This window comes from Cupriavidus pauculus, from assembly GCF_002858765.1.
GTDB lineage: Bacteria > Pseudomonadota > Gammaproteobacteria > Burkholderiales > Burkholderiaceae > Cupriavidus > Cupriavidus pauculus_B.
The window spans coordinates 121,612-146,527 of record NZ_PJRP01000015.1; the positions used below are offsets into that span (position 1 = coordinate 121,612).

Genomic DNA, 24,916 nt, shown 5'->3' on the forward strand with positions numbered 1-24,916 from the left:
CAGCAACATGACTGCGGCCGAGCGTGCCAGGGCGTGCCGTGTTCGCGGCTGTCGGCTAAAATCCTGATTTTAGCAAACCGCTCCGGCCCGGCCCAGCCCCGAGGCGCCCGCAATCTGTATACATGGCAGACGTCCATAAATCCGTCCTGCTCGGCTTTTCGGCCGAACAGATGTACGACCTGGTCACGCGCGTGGAGGACTATCCCAAGTTCCTGCCATGGTGCGGTGGCGTCGAGGTCTTTGAGCAGACCGATACGCTGCTCGATGCCAAGATCAATATCCATTTCAGTGGCATCAAGCAGTACTTTCACACACGCAATACCCAGGAACGTCCGACACGCATCGATATGACGTTCGCTGACGGTCCTTTCAAGACCTTCAACGGGTCCTGGCGGTTCACACCCCTGCGTGCCGATGCCTGCAAGATCGAATTTCACCTGCACTACGAGTTTTCGAGTGTCATTCTCGAAAAAATCATCGGTCCGGCGTTCAGCGTGATCGCCAATACGTTTGTCGATGCCTTTGTCAAACGGGCCGAGGTGGTCTATGCCAAGCAAAACTGAGGTTGCGGCTACCGTGCACGTTTCGGTCTGCTATGCCCGTCCGGATGCCGTTTTCCTGAAGGAAGTCGCCGTCCCGGCGGGCACGACCATCGTCGGCGCGATCCAGTCCAGCGGGTTGACCGAGACGCACCGGGAAGTCGACCCCACCACGATGCGGGTGGGCATCTACGGCAAGCTCAAGACGCTGGAAACCGTGGTGCGCGAGGGTGACCGGGTTGAGGTCTACCGCATTCTGACGGCCGATCCGAAGACGGCGCGGCGCAAGCGCGTGCAGAAAACCCGGTCGTCCGGGTTGCGCGAGGGCCAGAAATGGCTGCGTCGTGGGGGCGGGCAGGGCGCCTGAGCCTCAGCCATCGATTGCCGCCCAACGGCGGCAATCCTGCTGTCAAGGCGTCAGCGTGTCAGCTGGCGCACTGCTGGTTGATCGAATCGTTCGTGCGCGCCAGTTCGGCCGCGCGCTCGTCGTCGTTCAGCCGAACCGGCGCGCCGTCGGCAGCCGAGCGGGACACGCGCACGCCAGCGCTCAGGCCGGTGGCGTAGTTGCGCAGCTGCTGGCACCGGTCGTCGCGGGCCAACTGGTCGCGTTCCTTGGTGGCGGCATCGAGGTCGGCCTTGATCCGCGCGTCGCGGCGCTCGCGGAACGCGTCGTCGGCGTCGACGGGCTTGTCGGCCTTGGCCTTGGCGCTGACGGTCTGCATGCGTGGGCCATTCGCCGGGGTGGCCTTGGTATCTGCCTTCCCGTCTGCCTTGGCGGTTTCCGACTCCAGCGGGCGGTAGGCGCCGGCCATGCGGCCCGGTGCGGCCAGGATGGCGCGTTCCGGGACGGAGGGCGGCGGAGGGGTATCGCTGTAGACCGTGCGACCGTTGGCTTCCTTCCATTGCCACTGGGAGAAGGCGGTGCCGGGGATGGCCAGGCTTGCGGCAATGAGCAGGTACAGCGCGGACGATCGTTTCATGGCGAATTCGTGAGCGGGTCGAGCGGTTGTCTGGGCACTAGACGCTAGTGGGGTTGACTTTCGATGTGACCCCCACAGCATTGGGCGCTAGTCTACTGAGACTTGTCCGTCGCATGCAAGCGTACGGACCAGGCCACGCCGGCCATCAGCAACACAATTGCGGCAATTTCCAGCGGTCTTGGCCAGCGGTGATCGAACACAAACCCGTATGCCAGCGCGAACAGCGTCTCGAAGACGATCATCTGACCAGACAACGTCAGCGGCAATCGGCGGCTGGAAATGTTCCAGAGATTGTTGCCAATAAGCGACGCTCCGAGCGCAACCGCCGTATTGACCGTCCAGAACCACTGCCAGTCCCGTGCGTTGCCGGGGGCCGTCAGCGTGTCGCCGAATGCGAGCCAGCCGGCAATCGCCAGGATCAGCGACACCAGTCCGGTGGACAGCCCATAGAGCGCCGACCACTCGTTGCCACTGAAGTGCGGGTGGCGCTGCAGGTAGCGTGCATTGTCCACGGCGTAGAGCGTCCAGCAGACCAGTGCCCCGGCTGCACAGAGCACGCCGGCAATTTTCTGCCACACGGGACGGATCATCGCGTCCGACACGGCCGCGCCATGTGCGCCGCCACCGCCGCCGAACAGGTCGACGTTGATGCAGGCGATGCCTGCCGCCACCACCAGCAGCGGCAACACCAGTCGGCGCAGCGGGACGGCGCCATGGTCACGCCGGCCCATCAACGTGACCGAGATCGGCAGGATGCCGATGATCAGCGACGTGGGCCCCACGCCGGCCAGTTGCACGCCGAACGCCAGCAGCACGTAATAGAGCAGGTTGCCGGTAAAGGCCTGCCGGAGCAGGGCTACGCAATCGGCGCGCGTCAGCTTGCGGGCAATGCGGCGCATCAGCGGCAGGGCGGCGATCAGCGCCACCACGCCGTACGCCAGGTATCGGCCGATTGCCAATTCCCACGGGGAAAACACCGGCAGCAGCTTGGGCGCGATAAACACCATCCCCCAGAAAGCGCCTGCCAGCAGGCCGCACAGTACGCCGATTCCCATAGTCTCCAGATGCCTTGCTTGAAAAAGGTGGCCGAGAATAGCAAACGGCTTGCAACAACGCATCAGCAAATCCTGCATTCCTGTATAATCTGCTTTTGCGCCTAGAGGATTCGCTATGCGTCTTGTCCAGAAAGCACTCACATTCGATGACGTGCTGCTCGTCCCGGCCTATTCGGCCGTCCTGCCCCGGGATGTTTCCCTCCGCACCCGACTGACCCGTTCGATCGAACTCAATATTCCGCTGCTGTCCGCTGCCATGGATACGGTGACGGAAGCGCGCCTGGCGATTGCCATGGCGCAGGCCGGCGGTATCGGTATTGTTCACAAGAACCTGAAGCCCGCCGACCAGGCCCGTGAAGTGGCGCGCGTGAAGCGCTACGAATCGGGTGTGCTGCGTGACCCGATCACCATTTCGCCGGACATGAAGGTTCGCGATGTGATTGCGCTGTCGCAACAGCACGGCATTTCGGGTTTCCCGGTACTCGAAGGAAAGATCGTCGTCGGCATCATCACGAACCGCGACTTGCGTTTCGAGGAAGAACTGGACGCACCCGTGCGTGCCAAGATGACGCCGCGCGAAAAGCTCGTGACCGTGGCCGAAGGCGCGCCGCTGGAAGAAGCCAAGCGCCTGATGAACCGCCACCGCCTGGAGCGTGTGCTGGTGGTCAACAGTGCGTTCGAGCTGCGCGGCCTGATCACCGTGAAGGACATCCAGAAGGCCGTGGACAACCCGCTGGCCAGCAAGGATGCACACGGCCAACTGCGCGTAGGCGCGGCAGTGGGCGTGGGTCCGGACAATGATGAACGCGTGGAACTGCTGGTCAAGGCCGGCGTCGACGTGATCGTGGTGGATACCGCGCACGGCCACAGCCAGGGTGTGCTGGACCGCGTGCGCTGGGTCAAGCAGAACTTCCCGCAGGTGCAGGTGGTGGGTGGCAATATCGCCACCGGCGCCGCCGCGCTGGCGCTGGTCGAGCATGGCGCCGACGGCGTCAAGGTCGGTATCGGCCCGGGTTCGATCTGCACGACGCGTATCGTGGCAGGCGTGGGTGTGCCGCAGATCACCGCCGTATCGAACGTGGCCGAGGCGCTCAAGGGCACGGGCGTGCCGCTGATCGCCGATGGCGGCGTCCGCTACTCGGGCGACGTGGCCAAGGCCCTGGCGGCCGGTGCCCACACCGTGATGATGGGCGGCATGTTCTCGGGTACTGAGGAAGCGCCGGGCGAGGTGTTCCTGTTCCAGGGCCGCTCGTTCAAGAGCTACCGTGGCATGGGTTCGGTCGGTGCGATGAAGGACGGCGCCGCTGACCGCTACTTCCAGGAAGACAACACCGCCAACGTCGACAAGCTGGTGCCGGAAGGCATCGAGGGCCGCGTCGCGTACAAGGGGCCGGTGCAGGCGATCATCCATCAGCTGACCGGCGGTATCCGCGCGTCGATGGGGTATTGCGGCGCCAGCTCGATTCCGCAGTGGCACGAATCGGCCGAGTTCGTGCAGATCACCGCAGCGGGCATGCGCGAGTCGCATGTCCACGACGTGCAGATCACCAAGGAAGCGCCGAACTACCATATCGATTGATGTCGATCTGGCCTGCCCTGACGGGCACCACGGCCGCGCCGGTTCTGTCGAGGTTGACGGGGCCCGCGCGGCCGCGCCGTAATAAGGAGCGCCCATGAAGGTATTGCTGCGAGCCGTGCTGTTTTTCGATGCATTGCTCGACTTGCTGCTTGGCCTGCTGCTGCTGATGTCGCCGTTCACCACGCTGTATGCCGCGCTGCAACTGCCGGCGCCCGTGCCGGCCCTGTTCGGCCAGCTGCTGGGCGTGGTCACGCTTGGCATGTCGTGGCTGCTGTTCACGGCCACGTTCAACGGCCACATGACGGTGCCCGTGGCGCGCGTCGCAGGGTTGATCAACCTGGCCAGCGCGATACTGGTGGCCGCATGGACGTTGTTCCTGGACATGCCCGTCCAGCCGGCCGGCAAGGTCTGGCTGCTGACGCTGGCGGCCATGCTGCTGTTTTTCGCCATCGTGCAGATCCCGTCGGCCAAGAAGGTGCGACTGCGCGAACGGGCGCTGGCCGAGCAGGCCAGGACCGACCGCGAAGCACGCGCGGCCGGCGTTCAATATCCGACTGACGTTACCGACGTGACCGATGTTGCCGACGGCGGCATTGGCCGCCCGGCGCGACCGGCGACGTCCCCCGCATCCCCCGCATCCCCCGAATACCGGCGCGAGCCGGTCATCACGCCGCCGCCCGGCTATGGCCCGGGCACCGAGGTCATGACCGAACCCGATCCGGACGCACTGCCCACTGCCAATCATGCACGACAAAATCCTCATTCTTGATTTCGGTTCGCAAGTCACGCAGCTGATCGCCCGCCGCGTTCGCGAAGCGCACGTCTACTGCGAAATCCATCCGAACGACGTCACCGACGAATTCGTCCGCGAGTTCGCGCCGAAGGGCGTGATCCTGTCGGGCAGCCACGCCAGCACCTACGAAGACCACCAGCTGCGCGCGCCGCAGGCCGTGTGGGACCTGGGCGTGCCGGTGCTTGGCATCTGCTACGGCATGCAGACCATGGCCGTGCAACTGGGCGGCAAGGTGGAATGGAGCGATTCGCGCGAGTTCGGCTACGCAGAAGTCCGCGCCCATGGCCACACGAACCTGCTCAAGGGCATCGAGGATTTCAACACGCCGGAAGGCCACGGCATGCTGAAGGTCTGGATGAGCCACGGCGACAAGGTGACGGCGCTGCCCGACGGCTTCAAGCTGATGGCTTCGACGCCGAGCTGCCCGATCGCCGGCATGGCCGACGAGGCCCGTGGCTACTACGCCGTGCAGTTCCACCCGGAAGTCACGCATACGGCGAAGGGTCGCGAGATGCTCGAGCGCTTCGTGCTGCAGATCTGCAGCACGAAGGCGGACTGGGTGATGGGCGACCACATTGCCGAGGCCGTGGCCAAGATCCGCGAGCAGGTGGGCGATGAAGAGGTGATCCTGGGCCTGTCCGGCGGTGTCGATTCGTCGGTGGCCGCCGCGCTGATCCATCGCGCCATTGGCGACCAGCTGACCTGTGTGTTCGTCGATCACGGCCTGCTGCGCCTGGACGAAGGCAAGATGGTGATGGACATGTTCGCCGGCCGGCTGCACGCCAAGGTGATCCACGTGGATGCCTCGGATCAGTTCCTGGGGCACCTGACCGGCGTGACCGATCCGGAGCAGAAGCGCAAGATCATCGGCCGCGAGTTTGTGGAAGTATTCCAGGCCGAAGCGAAGAAGCTGAGCAATGCCAAGTGGCTGGCGCAGGGCACGATCTACCCGGACGTGGTGGAATCGGGCGGCACCAAGACCAAGAAAGCGACGACGATCAAGAGCCACCACAACGTGGGCGGCCTGCCGGAGACGCTGGGCCTGAAGCTGCTGGAACCGCTGCGCGACCTGTTCAAGGACGAAGTGCGCGAACTGGGCGTGGCGCTGGGCTTGCCGCCGGAAATGGTCTACCGCCACCCGTTCCCGGGCCCGGGCCTGGGTGTACGTATCCTGGGCGAGGTCAAGCGCGACTATGCGGATCTGCTGCGCCGCGCCGACGCGATCTTCATCGAAGAACTGCGCAAGACCATCGCTACCGAGCAGGATGCCGCCGCCGGCATGTGCGAGGCGCACCAGGTGGGCAAGAGCTGGTACGACCTGACCAGCCAGGCCTTTGCCGTGTTCCTGCCCGTGAAGTCGGTTGGCGTGATGGGCGATGGCCGCACGTACGACTACGTGGTGGCGCTGCGCGCCGTGCAAACCACGGACTTCATGACCGCGCACTGGGCGCACCTGCCGTACGCGCTGCTGGGCCGCTGCTCGAACCGCATCATCAACGAGGTGCGCGGGCTGAATCGCGTGGTGTACGACGTTTCGGGCAAGCCGCCTGCAACGATCGAGTGGGAATAATCCCCGGGGCCTGAGCCATCCGGCGCCTTGCAGGGCCGGATGCGCGGGTTCCGATCTCGGGTTGGGCGGATATCTGCGGATATCCGCCTCCCAGACCTCGCTTCACACGGCCTCCACGGCCACTTTCCTCCGCTGCCTTCGTTCGCCACCTTCTCCGGCAGCCATCTTCGCCAGCCTTACACCGCCGTCGACCGCTCCTCGGTCCGCGCGATTTCGAGTCGGTTTCCCCCCAGCGCCTTGGCCCGGTACAACGCCTTGTCCGCCGCAACGAGTGCATCACTAAGCACACGTGTGCCATGCTCGAACTGTGCCAGCCCGATGCTGACCGTCGCCGGGATGCCAACGCCGCCGATTCGGGCCGCGATATTTTCAGCAAACTGGGCCGCCACGGTCTCGCCAAGTGTCCTGGCACGGTGCGCATCCGCGCCATAGAGCAACGCGGCGAATTCCTCGCCGCCGATGCGGGCGAGCAGGGTTTCAGGGCCCATTGCGCTGCGGGCGATCTCCGCGAATGACTTCAATACCTCGTCACCGGCCTGATGGCCGTAGCGGTCGTTGATGGCCTTGAATTGATCCAGGTCGAAAGCGAGCACGGCTATCGGTCCGCGCAGGTCTTCGGCATCGAGAATGCGCTTGCCCTGCTCAAAAAACCAACGCCGGTTGCCCAGGCGGGTCAGGTAATCGGTCTGGGATTCCTTCAGCAGTTGGGTATGGCTGTCCTCGCGGATCAGCTTCAGGATCGTCATCGGCAGGATCACTGAATACAGCACGCCCTCGTACATGGTGATCTTGCTGGCAATGGACTGCATGGCTGGCCCGTATGCCGTCACGAGCCAGGGCAAGGCAAAAGCCCGCGCGGCATAGAGCAGGGCGTGGACACCCGTTACGACCACGACGATGTGCCGCGCGAAGAACGGCTTCAGCGCGTCACAGCGCAGCATTTCGCGCGCCGTCATGGCGCTGATGACAGCAATCGGGAAGGCGCTGATGTAATTCCAGACAGCATCGATCCATCGTGTGCCCGAAACTGCCCACAGGATTGCCGTGCCGACCAGCACGACCACCACGGTGACGCGGTAGCGCCGTCCGCTGAGGGCCGCGACGCCGTTCAGGATCAGCAGGTAGCCGCAGAGCATGAGCAGGTTGGCAAGTGCTGAACCAAGCACACCTGGCATGGCCCGCCGAAAGAGCACCGCCACGCAGCCGACGGCGAGCGTCGTGAATCCTGCCGTCAGAATCCGCAGGGCCTGGCTGTGCCGGGGGTTGGCCAGATGCTCCCAGAACATCATGCCCGCGCTGGCGAGCAGCGTTCCAATCGCTAGAAGGTAAAGGGTGAGGAGATCGACGTACATCCAGATTTAAAGACATTGCGCCGATGGTGTGCGCCGGCTGTCGAATTCTACGTTGGAATTACGGCAGGCCGCGGATGCTTCCTGAGATCTCCCGGCCGAGTTTTGGCGTTTCGGCGCCGCCTGCCTGCCATTTGGTGTGGATGCAGTCCCTGGATGCTGGCGCGGCATCGTCGTTCGTTTGAATCGGCACCATCCCGGTGGGGCCTTGACGCATGCCAATGCGACTGCCCTGTGTGGCCCTGACGATGGCCGGCATTTGACGACAGCCATCCCATGACCCATTACGACTTCATCGCGGACATCGCAGAGCCCGAAGCGCGTGCCCGTGCCATCGAAGGTCTGACGCGCCTGCGCCAGGCCCTTGCGACCGACATCCCCGCCCGGACGGCCACCGATACGCTACTGCTGGCCACCTGGAACATCCGCGAGTTCGACAGCGGCAAGTATGGCTACCGCTCGGACGAGTCCTACCTTTATATCGCCGAGATCCTGAGCCGCTTTGACCTGATCGCCATCCAGGAAGTCAGGGATGGCCTGTACCCGTTGCAGCGGCTGCAGCGCATGCTTGGGCCGTGGTGGGGGTATCTGGTGACCGATGTCACGCTGGGCACGTCCGGCAACGCCGAGCGCATGGCCTATCTGTACGACCGGCGCAAGGTGCGCTTCACCGGGCTGGCTGCCGAACTGGTGCTGCCCCGTGCGGGCAGGTCAGGGCCGGCACCGGTGCAACTGGCGCGCTCGCCGTATCTGGCGGGATTCCAGGCCGGATGGGCCTACCTGACGCTGGCCACCGTCCATATCTACTACGGCACCGGCAAGCCCGACGACGCGCGGCGGCTGGCGGAGATCACGGCCTTCGGCCAGACCATCGCCAAGGCGGCGGGCAAACTGTCGGCCGCACCGCAGCCGGCGCCCGGTGTGAAGGCCGACGCGGGCAACCTGATCCTGCTGGGCGACTTCAATATCTTCAACTGGCACGACGTGACGATGGAAGCGATCACGCGGGCGGGGTTTGTCGTGCCGGAGGCGCTGCAGTCCGTACCCGGGTCGAATGTGGACAAGAACCGGCACTACGACCAGATCGCCTATTTGCGACGCCTGTCGTGCATGGCGCCGACCGGCCGGGCTGGCGTATTCGATGTGTACGAGCATGTCTACCGCCTGGCCGACGCCGATGCCTACGCATCGGAACGGCAGGCCCGGCCCGGGCGCAGCTTCAAGGACTGGCGTACCTATCGCATCAGCGACCACCTGCCAATGTGGATCGAGTTCCGCATCGACGATGCCGACGCATGGCTGGCAAGGCTCGGACGCTAGCCCAGCAGACCCGGCGGTTCCGGTCTATGCTCTCGCCTGCGACACCGGCAGGTGCCAGCCCGCAGCGCACCCTGCGCCACGCGCCGCCGGACCACGCACTTGTCACGCCCACCCACGACATCCCACGACCCATCCAAGGAGCCCCCATGGCCCTCTCGATGTACGACGTATCGATCCCGGTGTTTATCCGGGCCCTGACCAACCTGTCCGCGATCCTCGAAAAAGGCGCGGCGCATGCCAAGGCCCAGGGCATGGACGCCGCCGAGCTGCTTCAGACCCGTCTGATTGCCGACATGGACGCGCTGCCCGCACAGGTGCAACGGGCCAGCGACTCGGCCAAGGGCTGCGCGGCGCGGCTGGCAGGTATCGACATCCCGTCGTATCCGGACAACGAGACCACGTTCCCGGAACTGCAGGAACGTATCGCCAAGACGGTGGGCTTCCTGAAGTCGATCCGTCCCGAGCAGCTTGAAGGCAGCGAGACGCGCGTGGTGGAGCTGAAACTGCGCGCTGGCCCGGTGACGTTCGACGGCAAGAGCTACACGCTGGGGTTTGCGCTGCCGAACTTCTACTTCCACGTGACCACGGCCTACGACCTGCTGCGCCACAAGGGCGTGCAGATCGGCAAGATGGATTTCCTGGGCGCGCCGCGCTAAACCGAAACCCCAAAAGGAAAAACGGGCCCGCGGGCCCGTTTTCCTTTGGAGGCGCGTGCGCGCGATCGAGGTCAGTGCTGCAGGGCCCCGGCGGGCATGCCGCCAGCCCGTACGTCGATGCCTGCGGCACGGTCGAGCCGGCCGCTCAGTTCGGTCAAAGCCCAGGCCACCAGCACCACCAGTGCGCCGATCCACGGAGTATGCATCAGGCCGAAGTGTTCGACGATCAGCCCGCCGGCCCATGCCGCGCCAGCAATGCCCAGGTTGAAGGCGGCGATATTGAGTCCCGACGCCACGTCCACGGCCTGCGGCGTGTGATGTTCGGCCTGTTTGACCACGTACACCTGCAGGCCCGGCACGTTGCCGAAGGCGACGGCGCCCCAGGCCAGCACTGTGGCCAGCACCAGCCAGCGATGCGGCGCGGTGAAGGTCAGCACGAACAGCACGACGGCCAGTAGTAGAAATACGATACGCAGCGCGGCAATCGGGCCGTGGCGATCGGCCAGGCGGCCGCCCCAGATATTGCCGATGGCGACCGATACGCCATAAACCAGCATCACCAGGCCAACGGCGCCGGCGCTGAAGCCCGACACATCCTGCAGGATCGACGCCAGGAACGTGAACGGGATGAACGATCCGCCGTAGCCGATGGCGGTCTTGGCATAGACCAGCAGCAGGCGGGGTTCGGCCAGCACACGTGCCTGTTGCAGCAACGTCGCTGGCGCGGCGTGGCGGATCGTCGACGGCACGAACAGCAGGCTGCCGATGAACGCGATCACGCCGAGTGCGGAGACGGCCAGGAAGGTCTCGCGCCATCCGAAGTGCTGGCCGATGAACGTGCCCAGCGGCACGCCGGTAACGAGCGCGACAGTCAGCCCCGTAAACATGATGGCGATGGCGCTGGCTGCCTTTTCGCGGGGCACCAGGCTGGTGGCGATGGTCGATCCGATCGAGAAGAACACGCCGTGCGCCAGGCCGGTGAGCACGCGCGCGGCCACCAGCGATTCATAGCTTGGCGCCTGCCAGGCCAGCAGGTTGCCGGCCGTGAACAGCGCCATCAGCGACAGCAGCAGCGCCTTGCGCGGCAGGCGGCCGGTCAGCGCCGTCAGCACCGGGGCGCCCACGGCCACCCCCAGCGCATAGAGGCTGACCAGCAGGCCGGCCGAGGGCACGCTGATGTGCAGGTCGGCGGCGATCGTGGGAATCAGGCCGACGATCACGAATTCGGTGGTTCCGATGGCAAAGGCACTGATCGTCAGTGCCAGCAGGGCAATGGGCATGGCAAGCTCCGGTATTCAAGGTCGGAGCGCAGTGTGCCAGCGCCTTTCTTGCCGAAAAAGCCGTCGATCGGCAGAAGATATTTGATCTGAAATCAAGAAATGCTCGCCAGGGGGTGCCAGACGGCCATTAATTCGGCCCATTGCGATGGACTTAGCAGAAACCCTAGGTTCTTGATACAATCGCCGGTTGCTCGCGCCACGGCTATTGCCTAATTTTTGAGCAGGAACTCCACACGCACTCCAACCGTCGCATACGCATGACATACGCCGTCAAGGAAATCTTCTATACGCTGCAGGGCGAGGGCGCCAACGCCGGCCGTGCGGCGGTGTTCTGCCGATTCTCGGGTTGCAACCTGTGGACCGGCCGCGAGGAAGATCGCGCCCGCGCCGTGTGCCAGTTCTGCGATACCGATTTCGTGGGTACCGACGGTACGCGCGGCGGCAAATACAAGACCGCGCAGGAGCTGGCGGCCGTGGTGGCGTCCGAATGGCCGCAGGGCGCCGGCGGCCAGCCGCTGGTGGTCTGCACGGGCGGCGAGCCGCTGCTGCAGCTTGACGCGCCGCTGATCGACGCGCTGCATGCGCAGGGCTTCGAGATCGCCATCGAGACCAATGGCACGATCGAAGTGCCCGAGGGCATCGACTGGGTCTGCGTGAGCCCGAAGATGGGTTCGGAACTGGTCGTGAAGAAGGGCGACGAACTCAAGGTGGTGATGCCGCAGGCGGGTCAGGACTTCGCGGCATACGAGCAACTGGATTTCCGCTATTTCCTGGTGCAGGCCATGGATGGCCCGCTGGCGCGGCAGAATACGGCCGCCGCGGTCGACTTCTGCCAGCGTCATCCGCGCTGGCGCCTGTCGCTGCAGACCCACAAGCTGCTGGGCATTCGCTGACACATGAGCAAACAAGTATCCATCACACGCCGGCTCGAATTCGATGCCGGCCATCGCATCCCGAGCCACGGCGGCCAGTGCCGCAACATCCACGGCCATCGCTATCGGCTGGACCTGACGCTGTCTGGCGAGGTGCTGCGCCAGGAAGGCGCGTCCGATGACGGCATGATCCTGGACTTTGGCGACATCAAGACGCTGGCCAACGAGCATCTGGTGTCGAAGTGGGACCATGCGTTCCTGATCTATCGTGGCGACACCGCGCTGCTGAACTTCCTGCAGTCGATGGACAACCACAAGACCGTGGTCATCGACAGCATCCCGACCGTCGAGAACCTGGCACAGGAAGCGTTCGACATCCTGGCGCCCGTGTTCAAGGACTGCTTCGGCCACCACCTGCAACTGACGAAGCTGGTGCTGTTCGAGACGCCGAACTGCTGGGCCGAGGTCAGCGCGCCGTTCTCGCTGCCGGCCCAGGACTGATCTGTCCATGTCCGGCGCGCCCCAGTTCCAGGACGAAGCCACGCGCGACCGTTTCTACATGACGGTGGCGCTGGAAGAAGCGCGCCTGGCCGAGGCGGCCGGCGAGGTGCCGGTGGGTGCCGTGGTGGTGTGGAACGACCAGATCATCGCGCGCGGCCACAACCTGCCGATTCGTTCGGTCGACCCGTCCGCCCACGCCGAAATGCAGGCGCTGCGCGCCGCCGCCAAGGTGCTGGGCAACTACCGCATGCCCGAGTGCGAGCTGTACGTGACGCTGGAGCCTTGCGCGATGTGCAGCGGCGCCATCCTCCATGCGCGGCTCAAGCACGTGGTGTTTGGCGCCACCGATCCCAAGACCGGTGCAGCGGGCAGTGTCGTGGATCTGTTCGCGCAGGCCACGCTGAACCACCAGACCACGCTGGCGCGCGGTGTGATGGCTGACGAATGCGGTCAGATGCTGCGCGATTTCTTTGGCGCGCGGCGCCGTGCGCAGAAGGCCGCCCAGCAAGCCGCCCAGCAAGCCGCCCAGCAGTCCGCCGAGCAAGCGGCGCGGGCTGGCGGCGAAGCACAGGTCGATCAGGGGCAGGCTGCGCCGCCCTCGCCATCCTCGCCAACGGCAGCCGATTAGGCGAGAATTCCTGCTTCCGAGCGTCGTACCGTCAACATCCGAAGCATGCGCCAACCCATCGAAGTTCGACTGATCGCCTCTTCCGGCTACCCGCACGACGTGGCCATTGCCGCGCGCGGCTGCGCCTGGCTCAAGCACCACGGCTACCACGTCAATAATCCGGACATCCTCGCGCGCCGCTACCTGCGCTTTGGCGGCACGGATGCAGAGCGGCTGGCTGACCTGCATGCCATCGGCACTGGCGCGCCCGGCGAACTGACCCTGGCCGTGCGCGGTGGCTACGGCCTGGCGCGGCTGCTGGCCAGCATCGATTTCGCGCGCATTGCGGAACAGGCGCGCGCCAGCGGCACGCCGATCATCGGTCACAGCGATTTCACCGCATTCCAGCTGGCCTACCTGGCCGCGACGGGCGGTGTGACGTTTGCCGGGCCGATGCTGCTGGCCGACTTCGGCGAGGAACACGTCGATCCGTTCATGTGGACGCACTTCGAGGCCATCCTGCGCGACCCGGCATACCGGATCGAGGTGGCCGCACCGCAAGCGGCGGCTGCGGGTACGGTGGAAGGCACGCTGTGGGGCGGCAACCTGGCCATGCTGTGCAGCCTGCTGGGCACGCCCTACATGCCGAAGGTGCCGGGCGGCATCCTGTTCCTGGAAGACATCAACGAACCGCCATACCGCGTGGAGCGCATGCTGCTGCAACTGCTGCAGGCCGGCGTGCTGGCGGGGCAGCAGGCCATCGTGATGGGCGACTTCTCGAACTACCGCACCACCGACTACGACAACGGCTACAACATGGATGCCGTGTTCGACTATCTGCGCGAACAGCTCGATATTCCGGTGCTGACCGGCCTGCCGTTCGGGCACTGCCCACGCAAGCTGACGCTGCCGGTGGGCGCCCAGGCGCGGCTGGAGGCCAGCGGCGACGGCTTCACCCTGGCATTGACGGGATACCCGACGCTGTAACAGCGCCCAGCCTGTGGGCCGTCGGGGCCGCACCCGTGGCCGATGGCTGACGAATGCCCTCCGTAAGTGGTAAAATCACGGGTTATTTCCTCATTTTCGCTGCGCCGGGCACGCCAATCGGGTGCGTGCCGCCAGAAACCGGCTGCCAGCAGGTGATGCCCACAGGGCACACCCACATTCCAGACAAGGTTCAGACGTGCTTTCTACCGCAAACATCACCATGCAGTTCGGCCCCAAGCCGTTGTTCGAGAACATCTCGGTCAAGTTCGGCGAGGGCAACCGCTACGGCCTGATTGGCGCGAACGGATGCGGCAAGTCCACCTTCATGAAGATCCTGGGCAGCGACCTGGAGCAGTCGGGGGGTACGGTCATGCTGGAGCCGGGCATCCGCCTGGGCAAGCTGCGCCAGGACCAGTTCGCGTATGAAGACAACCGCGTGCTCGACGTGGTGATGATGGGCCACGTGGAAATGTGGGCCGCCGCCAGCGAGCGCGATGCCATCTATGCCAACCCCGAGGCCACCGACGAAGACTACATGCGCGCCGCCGAACTGGAAGCCAAGTACGCCGAGTACGACGGCTACACGGCCGAGGCGCGTGCCGGCGAACTGCTGCTGGGCGTGGGCATCCCGACCGACCAGCACCAGGGTCCGATGAGCGACATCGCCCCGGGCTGGAAGCTGCGCGTGCTGCTGGCCCAGGCGCTGTTCTCGAACCCGGATGTCCTGCTGCTCGACGAACCGACCAACAACCTGGACATCAACACGATCCGCTGGCTGGAAGACGTGCTCAACGAGCGCAACTCCACCATGATCATCATTTCCCACGATCGCCACTTCCTGAATTCGGTGTGCACGCACATGGCCGACATGGATTACGGCACGCTGAAGGTCTACCCGGGCAACTACGACGACTACATGCAGGCGTCGATGCAGGCCCGCGAGCGCCAGGTGGCCGCCAACGCGCGCGCCAAGGAACGCATCACCGAACTGCAGGACTTCGTGCGCCGCTTCTCGGCCAACAAGTCGAAGGCCCGCCAGGCCACGTCGCGCGCGAAGCAGATCGAAAAGATCAAGGTCGAGGACATCAAGCCGTCGTCGCGCCAGAATCCGTTCGTGCGCTTCGAGTTCGAGAAGAAGCTGCACAACCTGGCCGTCGAAGTCGAGGACATCACCAAGACGTACGACCGCAAGATCATCAACAACCTGTCGATGGCCGTCCAGGCCGGCGAGCGTGTGGCCATCATCGGCGAGAACGGCGCGGGCAAGACCACGCTGCTGCGCAGCCTGCTGAACACCATTGTGGAAACGGGCGTGCAGCGCGGGGTGGAAGTGGACCGCGGCGCGGTCAAGTGGGCCGAGAACGCCAACGTCGGCTACATGCCGCAGGACACGTACGAGGAATTCCCGAACGACGTGAACGTGATGGACTGGATGAGCCAGTGGACCCAGGCCGGTGACGACGACCAGTCGCTGCGCGGCACGCTGGGCCGCCTGCTGTTCTCGGCCGACGACATCAAGAAGAACGTCAAGGTGCTGTCCGGCGGCGAGAAGGGCCGCATGATCTGGGGCAAGCTGATGCTGGGCCGCCACAACGTGCTGGCCATGGACGAGCCGACCAACCACATGGACATGGAGTCGATCGAATCGCTGCAGATCGCGCTGGACAAGTTCCCCGGCACGCTGATCTTCGTGTCGCATGACCGCGAACTGATCAACGGCCTGGCCACGCGCGTGATCGAAGTGCGTCCCGACGGTACGATCACCGATTACCTGGGTACGTACGACGAGTACCTGCAGTCGCAAGGCATCGAGGCGTAATTTCCGCGGCTTCGCCGCATCGTCATTTCGCCAGAAAAGCCGGCCCGCCATCAGGCGCGCCGGCTTTTTTCATGTCTGGGGCGAATTTCGGGGAAGGGCGCCCGCGCTTCCGTGGTCAGAAACTTTTTCCCCTTTACTCCTTGCGGGTCAGGTGGCGAACACTGTATATTTATACAGTAGTTGTCGCCCCCCGGAAAAAGCTGACTCCTGTGGTCAGGCCCGTGCGGCGCCTGCGCTTTCTCTCCCTCCAAGCTCGAAAGGCAATCATGTTCGTGGACCGCACCGAAATCATCAACGCCGCCAAGGCACTGCGCGCCAGTCAGGAAGAATCCAGGTACAGCAAGCTCGTCGCGCTCGCGAACAAGCAACTCAAGGCCATGCAAGCGGCGATCCAGAAGGGCAAGGAAGAATTCGAGACCAAGCTGGTACTCGACATCAACGAAGAGAATCCGCAAGCGGCGCTGGAACCGCGCGCGCAGCGACTGGCCGACGACCTTCGAGCGCAGGGCTACACCGCGACGGTGACCACGTTTGCGGAGGTCAGCACCGACCGCCAGAACTGGACGCCGAACATCACGGTCGCCATCGGTCTGGGCGACATGGTTGCCGACGTTGACAACGCGAACGCGGAAATCACGGCGGCCGACGAGACGGAAGCCGAGCTGGCTGGGGAAGCTGCCACGGAAATGGCCTGACAGGACCGGGGCAGTCCGCAAGTAGCCCGGCGTATCCGCGCGGCCCGCTGCAGCGGGCCGCGCATGGGATCGCAGTGCGACGGTTGCCGCCGGATTCCTCACGCAGGCGCCGGTAGTGACGCCTGTGGTCGACAACTCAGCGTGGCACTGCCCGTCAACCTGGCTTCGAGGCGTCAGATGGCAGGGCAGGGCTCAGGGCATTGCGCATCGGTCGGAACGCTGCGCGTACTTCTTCGCTGAACAGGGCCGGTTCCTCCCAGGCGGCAAAGTGACCGCCTTTCTGTACGCGGTTGTAGTAGACGAGCTTGGGATAAGTCTGCTCCAGCCAATGTTTGGGCGGTCGATAGACTTCGCCGGGGAAAATGGTGACTGCCACTGGCACCGTGATGGGTGCGCTCTTGGCGCCTGCAACACTCGTTTCCCAATAGATTCGTCCGCTGGATGCCCCGGTATTCGTGAGCCAGTAGAACGTGATGTTGTCCAACAGGGCGTCTCGCCCCAGTGCCCGTTCCGGGTCTCCCCGTGTTAAAACCCAGTCTGCCTGCTTGTCGTAAATCCATGCGGCCAGCGCCACGGGCGAGTCGGACTGGCCGAACCCAATGGTCTGGGGCCGTGTTTGCATGATGGCCGCGTAGCCGAACCCCTTGTTCAGAAAATCCCTGGCCTCGTCGAGGACAAGCTTTTCTTCAGCCGTAAGATTCGCTGGCGCGGGGCTCCCGGTCTTCAATGCCATGGCTATGGGGGCCGGCAACGTGGTGCCGCGTTCGATCCGGTTGACGTGAATACCCAGCAATCCTTCAGGCGCAAGTCTTCCCATGGCATCGGAGATGATGGCGCCCCAGTCCCCGCCCTGGGATACATAGCGGTGGTAGCCCAGACGTTTCATCAGCGTATCCCAGGCACGTGCAATCCGTTCCGGATTCCACCCCCCGTCCACCGGCTTCTGCGAGAAGCCGAAGCCGGGGATGGATGGCAATACCAGATGAAAGGCATCGTCAGCCGTACCGCCGTGGGCCGTAGGGTCGGTAAGCGGGCCGATGGTACCCAGCAGTTCAAAAATCGATCCGGGCCACCCGTGCGTCATCACGAGCGGCAAGGCATTGGCATGCCGAGAACGTACGTGGACGAAATGAATGTCCACGCCATCGATTCTTGTGACGAACTGCGGGTAGCCGTTCAGCCGCGACTCGGCCTTGCGCCAGTTGTAGCTGGTGGCCCAATAGCGCGTCAGCGACTGCATCCTTTCCAACTGGACGCCCTGTGACCGATCGGCGACCGGCCCGGCGTCGGGCCATCGCGTGGCGGCCAAGCGTCGCTTCAGATCGTTGAGCGCCGTTTGGGGGAAATTCGCCCGAAACGGACGAATATTGTCCTGAGTCGCGTCGAGGGCTGCCTGGGCAGACGCGGCGATAGCCGTGGCGCCAGGCATCATCGCCAGGGCGCCCGATGCCATGCCACCGAGCAGCAGCCTGCGTCGAGCGCGATCCGGTGTGCCGACAAGTTCGTCGGCGGTGGGGGAGTCGTAGGAAGTCATTTCTGGATCCTTCAAGAGATGCGTCTCGCGCCGATTACTTCGCTGGCGTCACCAGCGGCGCGTCTTTCTGGACGATGTACGTGGCAAGCTCCGAGGCTTTCCCTTTGCCAACGTTGCGTGCGGAATGCGGCATCCCTGCCGGGATGAACAATGCGTCCCCGGCCTGCAGCGTTACGGGCGCCTGGTTGCCGAGCTGGTATTCCAGCGTGCCCGCCAACACATAGGCGATTTCCTCGCCGGGATGCACATGCTTCGGCGCAAATGCACCTACATCGAAGTCGACCTTGACTTGCACGCCCTGATGGCCAGGCAGGACGAGGTCGCGCTGGATCAGATCGGTTCGATGGATCCCAGGCGCTTGCGCCAGCCCGGTTGCCGTGTGCAGCGCGCCGGACGCCGCAAGCAATGCTGCAAAGAGAAGCCGTGTCGTTGTCATGTCGCGTCCTCAGAGGATATGGATCTGGACGTCGACATTGCCGCGTGTTGCCTTCGAGTACGGGCAGATCTCATGCGCCCGGCCGGCAAGCGTACGCGCCAAGGCGGGGTCGACGCCGGGGAGGCTGACATGCAGCCGTGCAGCCAAATGGAATGCGTCACCGGCCTGAACCAGGTCGATGTGCGCTTCCACCGCTGCGTCGGCTGGCAGGGCGACGTCTGCCACGAGTGCCGCCTTGCCCATTGCGCTCAGGAAACACGCTGACCAACCTGCGCCAAGAAGCTGTTCGGGATTGGTACCCGCGCCATGGCTGCCGAACTTCGACAGCGCTACGGCAAGCCGGCCGTCCGAGCTTGTTGCGCTGCCATTGCGCCCGCCCGTGACGCGCGTGGTACCGGTATAGATAACTTTATCGTTGGAGGTGCTCATGATGGTTTGCAGGGAGTGGATGGGAATCCGCCACGGGGTTTCTGAAATCGCGCCGATGTGGCGAGGCCGGCGCGACTCGGTTTCATGCGTTCAAGGCAATGCCGCGCGGATTTCGCGCACGGCGTGCTGTGGGTGCTGCAAGTGCGGGTAATGACCGGTTTGCGCAAGCAATTCAATCGGCGCACCGAGTCGCCGCGCGAATTCGATGCCCATTTCCTTGTGGATGTAGAGGTCCTGGTCGCCCCAGATGACCTTGATCGGCGTTTTCAGCTTGTCGAGCCTCGCCTCGAAGGCGTCCTGGTCGCGCGTGAAGTGCGAGTAATAGTGATAGAACGCATCTGCCGAAGTCAGCGCGCCGTTTTGCCACCCGCGCGCCAGGTCGGCCCTGTACGTGGCAGACAACTCGTAGCGCAGCGCAGGGGCGAGACCGCGCGTGAAGGCGTTCTCAAGGATTTCATCGCGCGTGGTGTTGAAGGCGTCGCGCACCGCCTTTGCGGACTTTGGGTCCTTCAACGCCTGGAGCCGCTCCTGCATGAACTGGGGGCGATCGAAGGGGGCAAAGTCTCCAACAATGATGGATTTGGCGACGCCAGGGTCGTCCAAGGCGGCGATCAGCGCAGGCAGTGCGCCGATATCGGTGGCGTAGATCACCAGCTTGCTTTTGTCGATGCCCGCACGATCGATATAGGCCTTGAGCACCTTCGCGTAGTCCGCGGGCGCGTATGCAAACCGGTCGGGTGTCGGACGTGATGACTCGCCATATCCGGGCCAGTCGAAGGCGTGAACTTCATATTCCGCACCGAGTGTCTGGGCAATGCTGTCCCAGGCATGCAGCGTTTCGGGGAAGCCATGCAAAAGCAATACCGTCCCTTTGGCATGGTCGTTGTGCGTGACCATCCTCCGAAGCTGCATATCGTCATGGATAGCCAGATGACTGATGTCTGGTCCGGGCGCATCCGCATGCGCCGGCGACGCGAGCGCGGCAGCAAGTGTCATCCCGACGGCGGCGGCCGTACGTGTCACAGAGGCAAGCGCGCTGCGCAGGGTTGCCTGATGTTGCATGTTCATATCTTTCACCTCGACTTTCATCTCGACGAACGGACCGGGACAGAACGGGTTGCATATCGGTCGGTGTCGTTATGTTGCATATGCAGCATTGAAGAAAAACGATGTATCTCGCGTATGGCGTCGAGGAGCCAGAAACGTATCGATGTGTATCTGAGGCTAGTTGAGTTACCGTGGGTTACAAGACAGGAGCGGCTGCGCCGGACCTCAGTCTCGCCCTCGGTGATCGGCAGCATTCAGCAGCGAACTGCTCTAGACTTACGCGTGTTCGACAACTAAGTGAATGCTGAAATGAGTTCCGCCACGCGACCTTCGATGGCCCAGGAGATACTCAGGACCTGCCTGATCACGCGGACACGGCAAATCTCCAGGGTGCTGACCGCGATTTACGATGACGCGCTACGCCCCTTCGGCATCAATGCCCCGCAACTGACGCTTCTGGTTCTGGTACATGAACTTGGACCCATCAGCCGTGCAGACCTGGGGCGGCGAAACCATCACGACCGGTCCACGATGACACGCAACCTGCAACCGCTACTTGCGCAGGGATGGGTGACGGAGAGCTTTCCAGAGGAAGATGGGCGGAGCCGGCCGCTTTGCATCACAAAGGCCGGAACGTCGCTGTTGGGGCGTGCAGGACCGGCATGGGCGCGCGCGCAGGCGGCCGCCAAGTCGGTCGTCGGCGAGGATGGCGCGGATTCGATCATGCAGATCGCTGCCGGGCTGGGTAACAGTTCGCCTTGACCTGCCAGTCACCAGCCGACGAACCCCCTTTTTTCACAGCCGATGCCAACGGGCCGGTCGCCACTTCACGCTCGCCTCACCGTCCCTTCACCGACCGCCACGACACTGGCCGCTCCATTCGCCTCCGGAGCCTGCCATGCATCGCCGCCGCCAGATTGACATCCCTGCTTTCCTCAGCCGGCTCCGCCGGTTGCTGGCCGTACCTGAAGGTTCGACCACTGCCCAGCGCGATGGCGGATAATACGCACCGCCCATCCTGCCGCGCCCGCCCATGAAACAACCGTCCATCCTGGTGGTGGAAGACGAATCCGCCATCGCCGATACCATCCTGTACGCGCTGCGTACGGATGGCATGCAGGCCGAGCATTGCATGCTGGGCGGCGACGCGCTGGCCCGGTTGCGCATGCAGCGGCCCGATCTGGTGGTGCTCGATATCGGCCTGCCGGACATCAACGGGTTTGAGGTCTGCCGCACGCTGCGGACGTTTTCCGATGTGCCCGTGATCTTCCTGACCGCGCGCCATGAGGAAATCGACCGCATCGTGGGGCTGGAGATTGGCGCCGACGACTATGTGGTCAAGCCGTTCTCGCCCCGGGAACTGGCGGCCAGGGTGCGCGTGATCCTGCGTCGCGCCCGGCCACAGGCCGAACCGGCAGCCCCGGCGGCGGTGCCGACGGCAACCACGGCCGGGCGACCGACAGGCTTCCAGCACGACGCGGAAGGCGCGCGGGTGGCCTACCGAGGCCAGTGGCTGGATCTCACGCGATACGAATACCGGCTGCTGGCGTTGCTGGTGCAGCATCCGGGCCGCATCTATGGCCGGGCCCAGTTGATGGACCTGGTCTGGCATGACGCGCTCGACACGGTCGATCGCACCGTCGATACCCATATCAAGACCCTGCGCGCCAAACTGCGCGACGTGGACCCGGCAGGCGATCCGATCCGCACCCATCGTGGCATGGGCTATTCGCTGGAAGCGCCTGACGCTTCCAGCGTCCCCCACGCACCCCACGCCTGAACCGACCGATCCCGCCCATGCACATCGGCCTGCGCATTTTTTTCGGCTTTTTCCTGGTGGTCGGCCTGGCGACGTTCCTGACGCTGCGGGTGTTCGTGCAGGAGGTCAAGCCGGGGGTGCGCCAAGCCATGGAAGACACGCTGGTGGACACCGCCCATGTGCTGGCCGTGCTGGCGGCCGACGACCTGAAGGCCGGCCAGATTGCCGACGGGGCCTTCGCCCGGCGCCTGGCCCAACTGCGCGAACAGCCGGTGGATGCCAGCGTCTGGGGCACGCACAAGGACGCGGTGGGCTACCGCATCTACGTCACCGATGACCACGGCATCGTACGCTTCGACACGGCGGGCCAGGCGGTCGGTGCCGACTATTCGCGCTGGAACGACGTCTACCTGACCCTGCAGGGCAAGTATGGCGCCCGCAGTACCCGTTCGGACCCCGCCGACGAGAGCAGTTCGGTGATGTACGTGGCCGCGCCGATCCGCGACGGCTCGCGCATCATCGGCGCGCTGACCGTGGCCAAGCCGAACCAGACCGTGGCACCGTTCATCGCGCGCAGCCAGGGGGTGATCCTGACCTACGGCCTGCTGCTGATCGGCGGTGCGGCGGCAATTGGCGTGCTGTGTACGCTCTGGCTCGTGATCGGCCTGCGCAAGCTGCAGCGCTATGCCCGTGCGGTGGCCGCCGGCGAACGTGCCGAGATGCCGCTGCGGGGCGCCAGCGAACTTGCCGAGCTGGGCCGGGCCGTGGAGACCATGCGTCTGCGGCTGGAAGACAAGCAGTACGTGGAACACTACATCCACACGCTGACCCACGAGATGAAGAGTCCGCTCGCGGCCATCGGCGGCGCGGCCGAGCTGCTGGAGGAAGACATGCCGGCCGCCGACCGCCAGCGCTTTCTCGGCAATATCCGGGGACAGACGCAACGGCTGGACCTGCTGATCCGCAAACTGCTGACGCTGGCCGAAGTCGAACAGCGCCAGCACCTGGAAAAGCGCGAGCCGGTCCTGCTGGCGGAGGAGATCGGGCAGATCGTGCAGTCGCTGGAGCCGAGGGCGCGCCAGCGGGGCGTGCAACTGCGCTGGCAGCCGCCCGACGCGCTGCCGGCGATCAACGGCGACGTGTTCCTGTTGCGCCAGGCCATCGTCAATCTGCTGGAGAACGCGCTCGATTTCGCGCCGGCGGGTTCCGTCATCGACGTATCCCTGGCGCACTCGACGGGGCCCGATCAGGTCGTGCTCAGGATTGACGATCGTGGGCCGGGCATCCCGGACTTTGCGATGCCCCGGCTGTTCGAGCGCTTCTACTCGTTGCCGCGCCCGGATGGTCGAGAGCGTGGCACTGGCCTGGGCCTGTGCCTGGTGCGCGAGGTGGCGCTGCTGCACCAGGGGACGATTGCCGTGGCCAACCGCGAAGATGGCGGGACACGCGCGGAACTGGTGCTGCCGGTGGTGGCCTGAGGTCGCGCAGGGCGGCGGCCAGATGCGGTAGCCTGATGCGGCAGCCTTCGCGGCCAGTCCGGGCAACTTCACGCACTTCACACACTTCACGCCGGCGTCTCGCTGGCTCCTTGCCGGCCCCATCCTGCGCTCACGCACGGTGGCTAGTCTTGCGGCATCTCCACTCGCAAGACTCCCATGAACAAGGCCCTGTTTTACCGAATCGCGATCATTGCCGGCGTCATCCTGCTGTTGTGGGTTGCGCTGCAGATGGTGCTTGGCATCGTGCGCGAACGCAGCCAGTACCGCGACGCCGCCGAACAAAGCATCTGGCAGAGCTATGCCGGCCCCCAGACCCTGACGGGCCCCATCATCGTCGTGCCGTACAAGGAGGTGGTGGCCGTGGCAGTGGCCGGCAACGCGCCGCAGCAGAATCGGGAGGAAAGCCGGCGGCTGCTGGTGTTTCCGAAGACGCTGCAGGTGCGTGCCGACGTGACGCCCGGCGAGCGCTATCGCGGCATCCACAAGACCATCGTCCATGAGACCGCCACGCAATGGCAGGGCACGATCGTGTTGCCAGACCTGAAGTCGGACGAAGACCTGTCGAAGTCAGTCGGCCATGTCCGCTTCGAGATGGGCCAGCCGTATGTGGTGCTGGGGGTGGGCGACATGCGCGGCCTGGTGTCGCAGCCCGTCATGCAACTCGACGGCAAGCCGGTGCGGCTTCAGCAGGGCGCCTGGTTCGAGAGCCTGCCGCAAGGCCTGCACGCGCGGATCGACGTGGGCGGTGCCGCGGGCAAGCCGCTCGATGCCCGTACCGTGCCGTTCAGCCTGACGCTGGCGGTACTGGGCGCGCGGTCGATGGCGCTGGTGCCGGTGGCCGATCACAACCAGTTCACGATGCGCTCCCCGTGGCCGCATCCGAGCTTCGACGGCAATTTCCTGCCGCGCCAGCGTACGGTGACCGACAAGGGATTTACCGCGGAATGGGCCGTCACGGCCTTCAATACCAGCGTGCGCGACCAGCTGGCCGGCAACCCGGGGCCTGGCAACCGGATGTCGCTGCAGGCGGCGTCCGTCACGCTGATGGAGCCCGTGAACGTCTACGTCAAGGCCGAGCGGGCCGTGAAATATGGCTTGCTGTTCGTGCTGCTGACCTTTGCCGGGCTGTATATGTTCGAGCTGGTCAAGGCGCTGCGCATCCACCCCATCCAGTACCTGCTGGCGGGGCTGGCCCTGGCGATGTTCTTCCTGCTGCTGGCCAGCCTGTCGGAGCACGCGCCATTCCTGGTGGCCTACCTGGCGGCCAGCACGGCCTGCATCGGACTGCTGGGCTTTTATCTCACCTTCGTGCTGCGCAGTTGGCAACGCGGCGCGGGCTTTGCGGGGCTGCTGACCGCACTGTATGGGGCGCTGTATGGGCTGCTGGTGTCCGAGGACAACGCACTGGTGCTGGGCTCGCTGCTGCTGTTCGTGATGCTGGCCGGCATCATGGCCATCACGCGCAAGGTGGACTGGTATTCGGTGGGCAGTACGGCGCCGGCACCGCAGGAGGATGCCGGGGCGTAGGCGAGCCGTGCAAGGGGGCGCGCCAGCCCCCTTTTTCGGGGTGTCGATATTACTGGGCTGTGCCAGCCGGAAATCTTGCAGCG

25 protein-coding genes are annotated in these 24,916 nt (G+C 64.6%); 17 read left to right on the forward strand and 8 right to left on the reverse strand.

The annotated features are described in order from the left end of the window. Positions 1-122 precede the first annotated feature (122 nt). Positions 123-563 (forward strand): type II toxin-antitoxin system RatA family toxin, encoded by a 441-nt coding sequence (locus tag CYJ10_RS25385; protein WP_101684211.1) that lies wholly within the window; start codon positions 123-125, stop codon positions 561-563. Beyond that, a complete protein-coding gene (locus CYJ10_RS25390; RefSeq protein ID WP_101684212.1) occupies positions 547-906 on the forward strand; it encodes an RnfH family protein in 360 nt (119 codons plus the stop codon). Before CYJ10_RS25385 ends, CYJ10_RS25390 begins: the two co-directional genes overlap by 17 nt. Positions 907-964: 58 nt before the next feature. Here CYJ10_RS25390 and CYJ10_RS25395 read toward each other — a convergent pair whose 3' ends face one another. Further along, positions 965-1,519 carry a DUF4124 domain-containing protein gene (locus tag CYJ10_RS25395; protein ID WP_101684213.1) on the reverse strand — a complete coding sequence of 185 codons (555 nt, stop codon included), beginning with the start codon at positions 1,517-1,519 and terminating at the stop codon, positions 965-967. Positions 1,520-1,611: 92 nt separating this feature from the next. Further along, entirely contained in the window at positions 1,612-2,574 is a 963-nt protein-coding gene (locus tag CYJ10_RS25400) for a DMT family transporter (protein ID WP_101684214.1), read from the reverse strand. A gap of 115 nt (positions 2,575-2,689) precedes the next feature. Here CYJ10_RS25400 and guaB point away from each other — a divergent pair, with 115 nt between their 5' ends. The 3 genes from guaB to guaA all read left to right on the forward strand — a co-directional run bounded on the left by guaB (position 2,690) and on the right by guaA (position 6,516). Then, positions 2,690-4,153: an IMP dehydrogenase gene (guaB, locus tag CYJ10_RS25405; RefSeq protein WP_101684215.1), complete on the forward strand. Its 1,464-nt coding sequence runs from the start codon at positions 2,690-2,692 to the stop codon at positions 4,151-4,153. Positions 4,154-4,247: 94 nt separating this feature from the next. Next, positions 4,248-4,922: a hypothetical protein gene (locus CYJ10_RS25410; protein ID WP_101684216.1), complete on the forward strand. Its 675-nt coding sequence runs from the start codon at positions 4,248-4,250 to the stop codon at positions 4,920-4,922. Continuing rightward, a complete protein-coding gene (guaA, locus tag CYJ10_RS25415) occupies positions 4,897-6,516 on the forward strand; it encodes a glutamine-hydrolyzing GMP synthase (protein ID WP_101684217.1) in 1,620 nt (539 codons plus the stop codon). Before CYJ10_RS25410 ends, guaA begins: the two co-directional genes overlap by 26 nt. Before the next feature lie 176 nt (positions 6,517-6,692). Here the strand turns inward: guaA and CYJ10_RS25420 are convergent, their stop codons facing one another. Further along, on the reverse strand, positions 6,693-7,868 hold the full coding sequence (locus CYJ10_RS25420) for a GGDEF domain-containing protein (RefSeq protein WP_101684218.1): 1,176 nt from the start codon (positions 7,866-7,868) through the stop codon (positions 6,693-6,695). 273 nt (positions 7,869-8,141) lie between these two features. On the opposite strand from CYJ10_RS25420, the gene CYJ10_RS25425 reads away from it, so the two are divergent. Next, positions 8,142-9,185 carry an endonuclease/exonuclease/phosphatase family protein gene (locus tag CYJ10_RS25425; RefSeq protein WP_101684219.1) on the forward strand — a complete coding sequence of 348 codons (1,044 nt, stop codon included), beginning with the start codon at positions 8,142-8,144 and terminating at the stop codon, positions 9,183-9,185. Between the two features lie 146 nt (positions 9,186-9,331). Then, entirely contained in the window at positions 9,332-9,841 is a 510-nt protein-coding gene (locus CYJ10_RS25430; RefSeq protein WP_101684220.1) for a DUF1993 domain-containing protein, read from the forward strand. Between the two features lie 71 nt (positions 9,842-9,912). Here CYJ10_RS25430 and CYJ10_RS25435 read toward each other — a convergent pair whose 3' ends face one another. Beyond that, the gene (locus tag CYJ10_RS25435; protein ID WP_101684221.1) at positions 9,913-11,121 is read right to left on the reverse strand and encodes an MFS transporter; all 1,209 of its coding nucleotides are present in this window, start codon (positions 11,119-11,121) and stop codon (positions 9,913-9,915) included. 257 nt (positions 11,122-11,378) lie between these two features. On the opposite strand from CYJ10_RS25435, the gene queE reads away from it, so the two are divergent. The 6 genes from queE to CYJ10_RS25465 all read left to right on the forward strand — a co-directional run bounded on the left by queE (position 11,379) and on the right by CYJ10_RS25465 (position 16,602). After that, a complete protein-coding gene (gene queE / locus CYJ10_RS25440) occupies positions 11,379-12,014 on the forward strand; it encodes a 7-carboxy-7-deazaguanine synthase (protein ID WP_101684222.1) in 636 nt (211 codons plus the stop codon). 3 nt (positions 12,015-12,017) lie between these two features. After that, a complete protein-coding gene (locus tag CYJ10_RS25445) occupies positions 12,018-12,494 on the forward strand; it encodes a 6-pyruvoyl trahydropterin synthase family protein (protein WP_101684223.1) in 477 nt (158 codons plus the stop codon). A gap of 7 nt (positions 12,495-12,501) precedes the next feature. Continuing rightward, complete coding sequence (tadA, locus tag CYJ10_RS25450; RefSeq protein WP_257993524.1) at positions 12,502-13,122, forward strand: tRNA adenosine(34) deaminase TadA; 621 nt, start codon at positions 12,502-12,504, stop codon at positions 13,120-13,122. A gap of 45 nt (positions 13,123-13,167) precedes the next feature. Continuing rightward, positions 13,168-14,088, forward strand: a complete 921-nt coding sequence (gene ldcA, locus CYJ10_RS25455) for a muramoyltetrapeptide carboxypeptidase (protein ID WP_101684224.1) — start codon at positions 13,168-13,170, stop codon at positions 14,086-14,088. Positions 14,089-14,284: 196 nt separating this feature from the next. Then, positions 14,285-15,907, forward strand: coding sequence for an ABC-F family ATPase (locus CYJ10_RS25460; RefSeq protein ID WP_101684225.1), 1,623 nt, complete (start codon positions 14,285-14,287; stop codon positions 15,905-15,907). Positions 15,908-16,128: 221 nt separating this feature from the next. Then, positions 16,129-16,602 (forward strand): hypothetical protein, encoded by a 474-nt coding sequence (locus tag CYJ10_RS25465; protein ID WP_257993525.1) that lies wholly within the window; start codon positions 16,129-16,131, stop codon positions 16,600-16,602. Positions 16,603-16,756: 154 nt separating this feature from the next. Here the strand turns inward: CYJ10_RS25465 and CYJ10_RS25470 are convergent, their stop codons facing one another. The 4 genes from CYJ10_RS25470 to CYJ10_RS25485 all read right to left on the reverse strand — a co-directional run bounded on the left by CYJ10_RS25470 (position 16,757) and on the right by CYJ10_RS25485 (position 20,069). Further along, the gene (locus CYJ10_RS25470; RefSeq protein ID WP_101684227.1) at positions 16,757-18,136 is read right to left on the reverse strand and encodes an epoxide hydrolase family protein; all 1,380 of its coding nucleotides are present in this window, start codon (positions 18,134-18,136) and stop codon (positions 16,757-16,759) included. A gap of 34 nt (positions 18,137-18,170) precedes the next feature. Continuing rightward, positions 18,171-18,572, reverse strand: coding sequence for a cupin domain-containing protein (locus CYJ10_RS25475; RefSeq protein ID WP_101684228.1), 402 nt, complete (start codon positions 18,570-18,572; stop codon positions 18,171-18,173). Positions 18,573-18,581: 9 nt separating this feature from the next. Then, positions 18,582-19,001 carry an Ohr family peroxiredoxin gene (locus CYJ10_RS25480; RefSeq protein WP_101684229.1) on the reverse strand — a complete coding sequence of 140 codons (420 nt, stop codon included), beginning with the start codon at positions 18,999-19,001 and terminating at the stop codon, positions 18,582-18,584. A gap of 90 nt (positions 19,002-19,091) precedes the next feature. Further along, positions 19,092-20,069, reverse strand: coding sequence for an alpha/beta fold hydrolase (locus tag CYJ10_RS25485; RefSeq protein ID WP_257993526.1), 978 nt, complete (start codon positions 20,067-20,069; stop codon positions 19,092-19,094). Positions 20,070-20,381: 312 nt separating this feature from the next. Between CYJ10_RS25485 and CYJ10_RS25490 the strand changes: the two genes are divergently transcribed. The 4 genes from CYJ10_RS25490 (at position 20,382) to creD (ending at position 24,833) form a co-directional block, all read left to right on the forward strand. Beyond that, entirely contained in the window at positions 20,382-20,810 is a 429-nt protein-coding gene (locus tag CYJ10_RS25490; RefSeq protein ID WP_257993527.1) for a MarR family winged helix-turn-helix transcriptional regulator, read from the forward strand. 271 nt (positions 20,811-21,081) lie between these two features. After that, on the forward strand, positions 21,082-21,828 hold the full coding sequence (creB, locus tag CYJ10_RS25495; protein WP_101684231.1) for a two-component system response regulator CreB: 747 nt from the start codon (positions 21,082-21,084) through the stop codon (positions 21,826-21,828). A gap of 17 nt (positions 21,829-21,845) precedes the next feature. Beyond that, positions 21,846-23,285, forward strand: coding sequence for a two-component system sensor histidine kinase CreC (gene creC / locus CYJ10_RS25500; protein ID WP_101684232.1), 1,440 nt, complete (start codon positions 21,846-21,848; stop codon positions 23,283-23,285). Between the two features lie 177 nt (positions 23,286-23,462). Beyond that, positions 23,463-24,833, forward strand: a complete 1,371-nt coding sequence (gene creD / locus CYJ10_RS25505) for a cell envelope integrity protein CreD (protein WP_101684233.1) — start codon at positions 23,463-23,465, stop codon at positions 24,831-24,833. Positions 24,834-24,916 lie beyond the last annotated feature (83 nt).

Excerpts from the sequence above, each read along its gene's own strand:
- CYJ10_RS25385 (WP_101684211.1), top strand. The coding sequence starts at position 123 with ATGGCAGACGTCCATAAATCCGTCCTGCTCGGCTTTTCGGCCGAACAG.
- CYJ10_RS25390 (WP_101684212.1), top strand. The coding sequence starts at position 547 with ATGCCAAGCAAAACTGAGGTTGCGGCTACCGTGCACGTTTCGGTCTGC.
- CYJ10_RS25395 (WP_101684213.1), bottom strand. The coding sequence starts at position 1,519 with ATGAAACGATCGTCCGCGCTGTACCTGCTCATTGCCGCAAGCCTGGCC.
- CYJ10_RS25400 (WP_101684214.1), bottom strand. The coding sequence starts at position 2,574 with ATGGGAATCGGCGTACTGTGCGGCCTGCTGGCAGGCGCTTTCTGGGGG.
- guaB (WP_101684215.1), top strand. The coding sequence starts at position 2,690 with ATGCGTCTTGTCCAGAAAGCACTCACATTCGATGACGTGCTGCTCGTC.
- CYJ10_RS25410 (WP_101684216.1), top strand. The coding sequence starts at position 4,248 with ATGAAGGTATTGCTGCGAGCCGTGCTGTTTTTCGATGCATTGCTCGAC.
- guaA (WP_101684217.1), top strand. The coding sequence starts at position 4,897 with ATGCACGACAAAATCCTCATTCTTGATTTCGGTTCGCAAGTCACGCAG.
- CYJ10_RS25420 (WP_101684218.1), bottom strand. The coding sequence starts at position 7,868 with ATGTACGTCGATCTCCTCACCCTTTACCTTCTAGCGATTGGAACGCTG.
- CYJ10_RS25425 (WP_101684219.1), top strand. The coding sequence starts at position 8,142 with ATGACCCATTACGACTTCATCGCGGACATCGCAGAGCCCGAAGCGCGT.
- CYJ10_RS25430 (WP_101684220.1), top strand. The coding sequence starts at position 9,332 with ATGGCCCTCTCGATGTACGACGTATCGATCCCGGTGTTTATCCGGGCC.
- CYJ10_RS25435 (WP_101684221.1), bottom strand. The coding sequence starts at position 11,121 with ATGCCCATTGCCCTGCTGGCACTGACGATCAGTGCCTTTGCCATCGGA.
- queE (WP_101684222.1), top strand. The coding sequence starts at position 11,379 with ATGACATACGCCGTCAAGGAAATCTTCTATACGCTGCAGGGCGAGGGC.
- CYJ10_RS25445 (WP_101684223.1), top strand. The coding sequence starts at position 12,018 with ATGAGCAAACAAGTATCCATCACACGCCGGCTCGAATTCGATGCCGGC.
- tadA (WP_257993524.1), top strand. The coding sequence starts at position 12,502 with ATGTCCGGCGCGCCCCAGTTCCAGGACGAAGCCACGCGCGACCGTTTC.
- ldcA (WP_101684224.1), top strand. The coding sequence starts at position 13,168 with ATGCGCCAACCCATCGAAGTTCGACTGATCGCCTCTTCCGGCTACCCG.
- CYJ10_RS25470 (WP_101684227.1), bottom strand. The coding sequence starts at position 18,136 with ATGACTTCCTACGACTCCCCCACCGCCGACGAACTTGTCGGCACACCG.
- CYJ10_RS25475 (WP_101684228.1), bottom strand. The coding sequence starts at position 18,572 with ATGACAACGACACGGCTTCTCTTTGCAGCATTGCTTGCGGCGTCCGGC.
- CYJ10_RS25480 (WP_101684229.1), bottom strand. The coding sequence starts at position 19,001 with ATGAGCACCTCCAACGATAAAGTTATCTATACCGGTACCACGCGCGTC.
- CYJ10_RS25485 (WP_257993526.1), bottom strand. The coding sequence starts at position 20,069 with ATGAACATGCAACATCAGGCAACCCTGCGCAGCGCGCTTGCCTCTGTG.
- CYJ10_RS25490 (WP_257993527.1), top strand. The coding sequence starts at position 20,382 with ATGGCCCAGGAGATACTCAGGACCTGCCTGATCACGCGGACACGGCAA.
- creB (WP_101684231.1), top strand. The coding sequence starts at position 21,082 with ATGAAACAACCGTCCATCCTGGTGGTGGAAGACGAATCCGCCATCGCC.
- creC (WP_101684232.1), top strand. The coding sequence starts at position 21,846 with ATGCACATCGGCCTGCGCATTTTTTTCGGCTTTTTCCTGGTGGTCGGC.
- creD (WP_101684233.1), top strand. The coding sequence starts at position 23,463 with ATGAACAAGGCCCTGTTTTACCGAATCGCGATCATTGCCGGCGTCATC.